Source organism: Mesorhizobium sp. M7A.F.Ca.ET.027.03.2.1 (genome assembly GCF_003999175.1).
Taxonomy (GTDB): Bacteria; Pseudomonadota; Alphaproteobacteria; order Rhizobiales; family Rhizobiaceae; genus Mesorhizobium.
On record NZ_RZOM01000343.1, the window covers coordinates 1 to 5,538 of the forward strand.

Sequence of the window (5,538 nt, forward strand, 5' to 3'; positions counted from 1 at the left end):
ATGATGATGTTGATGCTCATGAACGTGTATTGCAGCACGCCCGACAGGATCGAGAAGGTGATCGCCTGGTTGAGGTCGGCGATGAAGGCGAAGGCCAGCGCGATCGGCAGCAGGAACAGGATCGAACGATAGGGCGTGCGATATCTCGGATGCACGGCCGAGAACCATGTCGGCAGATAGCGGTCGCGGCCGAGCGAGAACCAGGCGCGCGCCGCATCGTTGATGCAGCCATTGGCGGAGGCCATTGCAGCAAGCAGCGTGGCGACGAACAACAGGTTCTCGAGCAGCGGGCTGCCAGTCAGCTTGCCGGCGTCCCACAGCGGATAATAGGTGATGCCGAGATATTCCCATGGCATCATCGAGGCGCAGACATACCAGGTCATGGCGGCGGCGATCAAAAGCGTGATCATGCCGGCCATGGTGCCGTAAGGCAGCGAGCGGGCCGGCGAGCGCACTTCCTCGGCGGCCTGTGTGGTGCCTTCGATGCCGAGATAGTACCAGATGCCGAACTGGAAGGCGGCGATGACGCCGATCCAGCCATAGGGGAGCGCATTGCCTGGCGTGACCAGCTCGTTCAGCTTCAGCACGGCGCCTTGCGTCCACGGGCTGACCGAAAAGAACAGGATGACGATCGAGATATAGGCGACCGCTGTGATGACGAAGTTGACATTGAGCGTCATCAGCACGCCGCGATAGTTCAGCCACGCCAGCACGACGATGGTCGCGGCGATGAAGGAATTGTGGGTGAGCCCTTCGACGCCGGCCTTGGCGACGATGGTGTCGCCGAGCAGGATGGCGTCGGATACTTCGAGCATGGTGTAGGCAAAGACCAGGAACAGCGCGACGTTGAACGCCATCAGCGGTCCGACGATGTGCTTTGCCTGCGCATACTGGCCGCCGGCGGCGGCCACGGTCGATGTCACCTCGGAATCGATCATGGCGACCGAGGTGTAGAGCAATCCCACGACCCAGCAGACGATCAGCGCGGCCAGTGCGCCACCCTTGTCCGCCGAGAAATTCCAGCCGGTGAATTCGCCGACCAGGACGATGCCGACGCCGAGCGCCCAGACATGGGCCGGTCCGAGCACGCGCAGGAGTGAAACTCTGTCCCCTTGGGCAGCCGGGGCAGCCGGTTCAAGTGCGATCGTCATTGTTCAATCCTCACTCAGATCCGGTGTTTTTCGGAAGTGGCTTCCAGTTCGCCCTCGCGAGACGAGGTCAGCACCTCTTCGGAGAAGGTCGTGTCAACCTTGAACCAGTCGTAGAGCATCCACAAAGCGAGCACGATCGAGATGCCCCAGCATGCGTAAGAGAGTGCTACCCACATGATCGTGTCCCCCGATTAAATCGTCCTCAGAACTCTTACTTGTCGTCGAATTTTTCGTTGATGACGTCGCGATATTCGCGGTCTGATGCACGAAACAGGAAGACGAAATAACCGATCAGCACCGCCGCCATGATGATCAGCGTCGGCCAGTCGATGACATAGTGGAAGCGGTTCTGGATGATGTCGTGCGCGGTCTCGGGCGTATAGCCGAGCTTTTCCCAGATAGACGCCATGGTCGGGTTCTGGCCTAGCGCTTCCCAGGTCTTGGCGTCGAGCGCGTCGATGGATTTCGCCGCGCCGGCGAGGCCCAGCTTGAGCGGTAGCCACAGTGCCACGAAAATGGCAACGACGACGACGGCGATGTCGAAAACCTGCCCGGCCTTGCTTTGTTCCGGCGGCGTGTAGCGGGACATCTCTTTTACCCCTCAGGACTTGCGGTTGCGGAACGCGTCGGCGTTCTTGATATCGAGCCCGTAGATGAATTCCTTGTCTTCCTTGTAGTGCTTGACCATCGCCAGGATGGCGGCCGTGTTGAAGATCAGCACGGCGGCGGCGGCGATCGCGACCACGGCCTTGATGCCGCTGTGCGGGATGTAGGGCCATGTCATGAGGAGGACGAAGAGGATCGTCGCCCACAGGCAGACGATCAGGAGCGCGGCTCCGCGCACGTCGGAACGATACAGCGCTTCGATGCGCTGTTGCATGTCTGACATCGGTTTCTCCCCTTTTCCGCCGTCCGGTTCCGAATCCCCGTCCGCCGTCCTCTTTCAACAGAGTGAAATTTTTTTCATAAATTCCGTCTGAATCTCGCAATTGTCAAGCGCGATTTACGTGGGGTTGACCGTTTGGTTTGCGCGGCGGATTTTGCCTGACAATGAAATTAATTGCTTATGGGTATTGCGGCGCCCGGAGGTTTGCGATCAATATTCGGCCAAAGCTCCCGCCGCTGCGCAGGGGGCAGGGAACAGCAGAGCATTATCGAAACGGAGGACGAGCGGATGACGGCATCCTGGAGATTTTCGACCCTGGCGGATCGCCATCGCGCGCTCGGTTCGAAGCTCGAAGACTGGAGCGGCATGGGAACCGCCTGGACCTACGACAAGGATGCCGACGAGGAGTACATCGCCATCCGCACCAAGGCTGGTCTGATGGATGTCTCCGGCCTCAAGAAAGTCCACATCACCGGGCCGCATGCCTCACACCTGATCGACCTGGCGACGACGCGCGATGTCGAAAAGATCTATCCCGGCAAGTCAGCCTATGCCTGCATGCTGAACGAGGCGGGAAAATTCACCGACGACTGTATACTCTACCGGACCGGACCGAATGCATGGATGGTCGTGCATGGTTCGGGCACCGGCCATGAGGAGTTGCAGCGTGCTTCGGTAGGACGCGACGTCTCGCTGCGCTTCGACGACAACCTGCACGATCTGTCGCTGCAGGGGCCAACCGCCGTCGACTATCTGGCCAAGCATGTGCCGGGCATTCGCGACCTCAACTATTTCCATCACATGCAGGCGCAGCTGTTCGGCTTGCCTGTCATGATCTCGCGCACCGGCTATACCGGCGAGCGCGGCTACGAGATCTTCTGCCGTGGCCAGGATGCCGGCACGATCTGGGACAGGATCCTCGACGAAGGCAAGAGCGCCGGCATCATTCCGTGCCGCTTCACCACTCTCGACATGCTGCGTGTCGAAAGTTATCTGCTCTTCTACCCCTACGACAATTCGCAGAAATATCCGTTTGAGAACGAAGGCCCCGGCGACACGCTGTGGGAACTCGGCCTCGACTTCACCGTCAGCCCCGGCAAGACCGGCTTTCGCGGCGCCGAGGAGCACTATCGCCTGAAAGGCAAGGAGCGCTTCAAGATCTATGGCGTGCGGCTCGATGGCAAGGAGCCGGCCGATGAAGGGGCGCCGGTCTACCGCGACGGCAAGAAGGTCGGCGTGGTGACCTGCGCCATGTATTCGCCGCTGGTCGAGAAATCGATGGGCATCGCCCGCCTCGACGTTGACTGCGCGGTAAAGGACACCAAGCTCGAAATCCGCAACAAGAGCGGCGCCATCAAGGCCACCGCGCAGCCGCTTCCGTTCGACGATCCCAAGAAGACCAAGCGCACGGCGAAAGGTTGAGGCATAGTCGATAGCGAGGGGTTCGAGGCACGAAGACTTAAATGGCAGCCAAAAGCATCATCAGCCGGCCCGTTTACGGAACCTTGTCTCCGCAAGCCGGCAAGCATCATCTTTTTATCGCGGATGCGGAAGGGGCGCTGGCAATAGCGGAGATGGCCGAGAGGGCGCCGCCCGGGTTTTTCGACGACGCCGAAATCGTCTTCATTCCTGGGCCTGACGGAAAACCCATCGCCGCCCTCGAAGCGCTGAAACCGGCACAGTTTCATCAGGCACCGTCCTTCGCCAGCCTGCTGCCACGGCTCAGGCAGACACTCGCCAACGCGCATATGGGCCTGCGCCTCTATCTCTCGGGCACCGAGGGCCTGATCGGCCAGGCGATGCAGGTGGCGCTTGAAGCCGGCATCGACCACACCTCGATCCAGACCGAGCACCGCGGCTCGCTGGCGCGGCGCATGCAATGCGTCCACTGCAAGGGCATCACCGAGGATGTGACCACGCAGCCGGCGACCTGCGCGCATTGCGGCCTGCTGCTTCTGGTGCGCGATCACTACTCCAGGCGCATCGCCGCGTTCCAGGGCGTCTGCATCAATGCGGAAGATCGCTCGGAGATTCCTCCGATGGAGGAGATTTTTCGATGAGCACCGGCACCACAAAACTCGATGTCGTCGTCAGCGACGTCGTCCCGGTCAACGACCTCGTCACCCGCTTCCATTTTCGCCGGCGCGACGGCGAGCTTTTGCCGACTTTTTCCGGCGGCGCCCATGTCGTGGTCGAGATGCGCGACGGCGAACGCACCAGGCTCAATCCCTATTCGCTGATGGGCTCGCCGCTCGATACGCGCGAATACACGATCTCGGTGCGGCGCGACGATGTCGGCCGTGGCGGCTCGCTGTTCATGCACCGGAGCGTCAAGCCGGGCATGGAGATGGTGGTCAGCTACCCCGTCAACCTGTTCTCGCTCGACCTGCGCGCCAAAAAGCATCTGATGCTGGCCGGCGGCATCGGCATCACGCCGTTCATGGCACAGACCGCTCAGCTTGCGGCGGAAGGCGGCAATTTCGAACTGCACTACACCTGCCGCACCGCATCGCTCGGCACCTATGCCGATGTGCTGCGCGAGCGCTACGACCGCCGGGTCAGGCTCTATCATGACGACCTTGAGGAGCGCATCGAACTCGACCGGTTGCTGTCGACACAGCCGCTCGGCACGCATCTCTATGTCTGCGGCCCGGCCGGCATGATCAACTGGGTGCGCGATCGCGCGGCAAGCCTCGGCTGGCCGGCGGAAACCGTGCATTTCGAGCATTTCGCGGCACCCCAGCCCGGACTGCCGTTCGACGTGAGGCTTGCCGTCAGCGGCAAGTCGATCAGGGTCGATGAGCAGCAGAGCCTCTTGGAAGCGATCGAGGCGGCCGGCGTCGATCCGCCCTATCTCTGCCGCGGCGGCGTCTGCGGCCAGTGCGAAACCAACGTCATCTCTTGCGACGGCAGGTTCATCCACAACGACCACTGGCTGAGCGAGGAAGAGCACCGTTCGGGCAAGAAGATCATGCCGTGCGTGTCGCGCTTCGAAGGCCGGTCGCTGGTCCTGGAACGGTAGAGCATTTTGCAGCCAAGTGGATACACTTGGCGTCGCAGAAATGCGGCTAAAACAAAGAGATAGAGCGGGCAGCCCGCTCTAGGAGAAAATCATGGGCATCACCTTTCGCAAGGAAACGTTCCGCGACGACTTCACCTTCAAGAACAGCCCTGAGCACATCAGGCGCTTCCCGTTCCCGTTCCACGAAGACGCCTACATGTATGCGGTCAACATCGAGCCGCATGTCGTCGGGCCCAGGGGCAGCGTGCTGGAAAACCTGATCGACGTCGACGAGCACTATGTCGCCGAGATGCAGGACCGCGCGCTGGTCCTGGCCGAGGATCCGCTGCGCTGCCAGTCGCTGCCGCACATGACGCTGGCCGGCTGGGACCTGCTCGAGCTTTTGATGGAGCAGCAGGCGCTGGGCTATCCCGAGCATTTCACGCTGATCCGCGACGGCGATCGCTGGCGCTGGATCAACCGGCCGCTCGGTATCGACG

8 protein-coding genes are annotated in these 5,538 nt (G+C 61.3%); 4 read left to right on the forward strand and 4 right to left on the reverse strand.

What is annotated here, in order from left to right:
• From EN750_RS16495 to EN750_RS16510, 4 genes are all read right to left on the reverse strand, one after another.
• On the reverse strand, nucleotides 1-1,151 hold a 1,151-nt coding region (locus EN750_RS16495), incomplete at its 3' end, for an amino acid permease (RefSeq protein WP_127397040.1).
• Nucleotides 1,152-1,165: 14 nt separating this feature from the next.
• On the reverse strand, nucleotides 1,166-1,327 hold the full coding sequence (locus tag EN750_RS16500; RefSeq protein ID WP_013532900.1) for a hypothetical protein: 162 nt from the start codon (nucleotides 1,325-1,327) through the stop codon (nucleotides 1,166-1,168).
• A 35-nt stretch (nucleotides 1,328-1,362) separates the two neighbouring features.
• On the reverse strand, nucleotides 1,363-1,740 hold the full coding sequence (locus EN750_RS16505) for a hypothetical protein (RefSeq protein ID WP_013532899.1): 378 nt from the start codon (nucleotides 1,738-1,740) through the stop codon (nucleotides 1,363-1,365).
• Nucleotides 1,741-1,752: 12 nt separating this feature from the next.
• The gene (locus EN750_RS16510; protein ID WP_027036059.1) at nucleotides 1,753-2,040 is read right to left on the reverse strand and encodes a hypothetical protein; all 288 of its coding nucleotides are present in this window, start codon (nucleotides 2,038-2,040) and stop codon (nucleotides 1,753-1,755) included.
• A 285-nt stretch (nucleotides 2,041-2,325) separates the two neighbouring features.
• Here EN750_RS16510 and EN750_RS16515 point away from each other — a divergent pair, with 285 nt between their 5' ends.
• The 4 genes from EN750_RS16515 to EN750_RS16530 form a co-directional block, all read left to right on the forward strand.
• Nucleotides 2,326-3,459 (forward strand): aminomethyltransferase family protein, encoded by a 1,134-nt coding sequence (locus EN750_RS16515; RefSeq protein WP_127397041.1) that lies wholly within the window; start codon nucleotides 2,326-2,328, stop codon nucleotides 3,457-3,459.
• 41 nt (nucleotides 3,460-3,500) lie between these two features.
• A complete protein-coding gene (locus tag EN750_RS16520) occupies nucleotides 3,501-4,097 on the forward strand; it encodes a dimethylamine monooxygenase subunit DmmA family protein (RefSeq protein ID WP_127397042.1) in 597 nt (198 codons plus the stop codon).
• Nucleotides 4,094-5,059, forward strand: a complete 966-nt coding sequence (locus EN750_RS16525) for a PDR/VanB family oxidoreductase (RefSeq protein WP_127397043.1) — start codon at nucleotides 4,094-4,096, stop codon at nucleotides 5,057-5,059. Before EN750_RS16520 ends, EN750_RS16525 begins: the two co-directional genes overlap by 4 nt.
• Nucleotides 5,060-5,150: 91 nt before the next feature.
• Nucleotides 5,151-5,538: heme-dependent oxidative N-demethylase subunit alpha family protein (locus EN750_RS16530; RefSeq protein ID WP_127397044.1), on the forward strand; the 388-nt coding region annotated here is incomplete at its 3' end.

Coding starts and splice junctions, on each gene's coding strand:
- EN750_RS16500 (WP_013532900.1), bottom strand. CDS start 1,327: ATGTGGGTAGCACTCTCTTACGCATGCTGGGGCATCTCGATCGTGCTC.
- EN750_RS16505 (WP_013532899.1), bottom strand. CDS start 1,740: ATGTCCCGCTACACGCCGCCGGAACAAAGCAAGGCCGGGCAGGTTTTC.
- EN750_RS16510 (WP_027036059.1), bottom strand. CDS start 2,040: ATGTCAGACATGCAACAGCGCATCGAAGCGCTGTATCGTTCCGACGTG.
- EN750_RS16515 (WP_127397041.1), top strand. CDS start 2,326: ATGACGGCATCCTGGAGATTTTCGACCCTGGCGGATCGCCATCGCGCG.
- EN750_RS16520 (WP_127397042.1), top strand. CDS start 3,501: ATGGCAGCCAAAAGCATCATCAGCCGGCCCGTTTACGGAACCTTGTCT.
- EN750_RS16525 (WP_127397043.1), top strand. CDS start 4,094: ATGAGCACCGGCACCACAAAACTCGATGTCGTCGTCAGCGACGTCGTC.